Genomic DNA, 1,796 nt, shown 5'->3' on the forward strand with positions numbered 1-1,796 from the left:
TAATCGTCCCAGGTGAACTCCAGCCCAATTTCTTTATTGACGCTGATTTCCGGATCGAGATCTTTATTACCGATCAGGTAGCACCCGCCTGATGTAATATCTTTTGGACAGCCATTGCCTTTCGAGTAGAGCAGATAGCCTTCACTGGATTGATACAGGTTTGGGGCTTTAAAGGTTCGGGCAACCCCTGCTTTGACTTTGAAATAATCGCCCAATTCCTGCGAAAGATTCAGACTGGGGCTGAAGTTCCCGCCGGAGTCGCTGAGATAATCAAAGCGCAGGCCGGGAATGATATTCGTGCCGGGAACCGGCTCAATGTTATCTTCAATATACAGCGCACTGATTTGAGAATGATTTTTACTGCTGCGATCCGCAGCAGAGCCAGAAATACCGCTGATATCACTGTCATTCACCGTCAGGCTGGTAGAGGAAGGATCATCGAGCTTATCGCGGTTCCACTCTGCACCAACGGTCAGCGTTTGATCAACCATCACATTCAAAGGAATATTAAGCTCGCCGCTGGTTCGCCAGGAACTCAGGCGATTGGTCGTAAACTTTTCACCCGCTAAAATACGCCCTTCACCACCGCCGGATAATCCTTCATTCATGCGGGTATTATTGGTTTTCTCGTAATAAACACCAAAGCGACTTTGTCCCCAGTCCCAGATACCATTATGCGTAATGCCATAATTCTGTCGGTACAGGCGGTTCGTCTCTTTGCCGGATTTTGCCAGGCTTTCGGTAACTGCACTGGAAGAACTGTTTTGCGTATCGCCCGCATAGATATTCCCCTGGCGGCTATATCCGGCTTCGAAATCGAGAATCTGCTGCGGATTTAATTTCCACGAGACAACGCCGTTAATATCTTTGTTACGTACCCCTTCATGCCCGGCTGCGTTTTTCGTACCGACCGGAGAATTAATATCCCAACTGTCAGCATCCGTTTTATTCAGGTTACCATACAAACGCGTGGTAAGAGCATTACCAGCCAGAGGCCCACTAAGGCTGAAATTGGCGCGACGCGTAGCGCCCTCATCGCTACTTTCCGGCTGATTGGTGTATAACGACAGCGAACCGTGCCAGTCGTTGGTGGGACGTTTGGTAATGATGTTCACCACCCCCCCGGCTGCCCCCGAACCGTAGCGCGCCGCCGCAGGGCCGCGGATCACTTCAATACGCTCAACCTGTTCCGGTGGCACCCAGTTGGTGTCACCGCGGGTATCACGCTCTCCACGCCAGCTATAACGCACGGAGTTACGTGACGTCACCGGTACACCATCAATTAAAATTAAGGTGTTTTCCGGCCCCATACCACGAATATCGATCTGGCGGTTGTTACCGCGTGTGCCCGAGGCGCTATTGCCGGTAAGATTGACGCCAGGCATTTTACGAATAATATCTGAAAGGTCGTTTACCGGAGGGGTCTTTTTAATATCCTCGCTGGTAATAACCGACACGCCCGGCTGCTGTTTTAATACCTGCTCAGCGGTGGCTTCCACCACCAGAGTCTCGTCATTATCATCGTCGGAGGATTTGGCTACTGATACCTGGCTATTCAACCCAACCAGGAGCACAGTTAGCGACCAGAGGATTTTGTTAATTCTCATACCTATTCCCTAATAAATGCCTAACTTAAAATGTTTGATCGTTAAGCTCACATCCTTGCCAGATATTTCTTACTGCCATTATTGTTTTTATATAAGAATGATAATTAATATCATTTAGTAAAAGAAAAAGCAATCCCTCACAAGATACATATATTGATTTTTCATAAATATCAAATTGATATATAACAT

The 1,796-nt window shown here is 47.9% G+C and carries 1 protein-coding gene; it reads right to left on the bottom strand.

All coding sequences use genetic code 11. From position 1 onward, the window contains the following. The coding region (gene iroN / locus RTW80_RS24655; RefSeq protein ID WP_312720701.1) for a siderophore salmochelin receptor IroN at positions 1–1,607 on the bottom strand (1,607 nt) is incomplete at its 3' end. Positions 1,608–1,796: the final 189 nt, after the last annotated feature.

The sequence above is a fragment of the Escherichia sp. AM3 genome, from assembly GCF_032029835.1.
GTDB lineage: Bacteria > Pseudomonadota > Gammaproteobacteria > Enterobacterales > Enterobacteriaceae > Escherichia > Escherichia coli.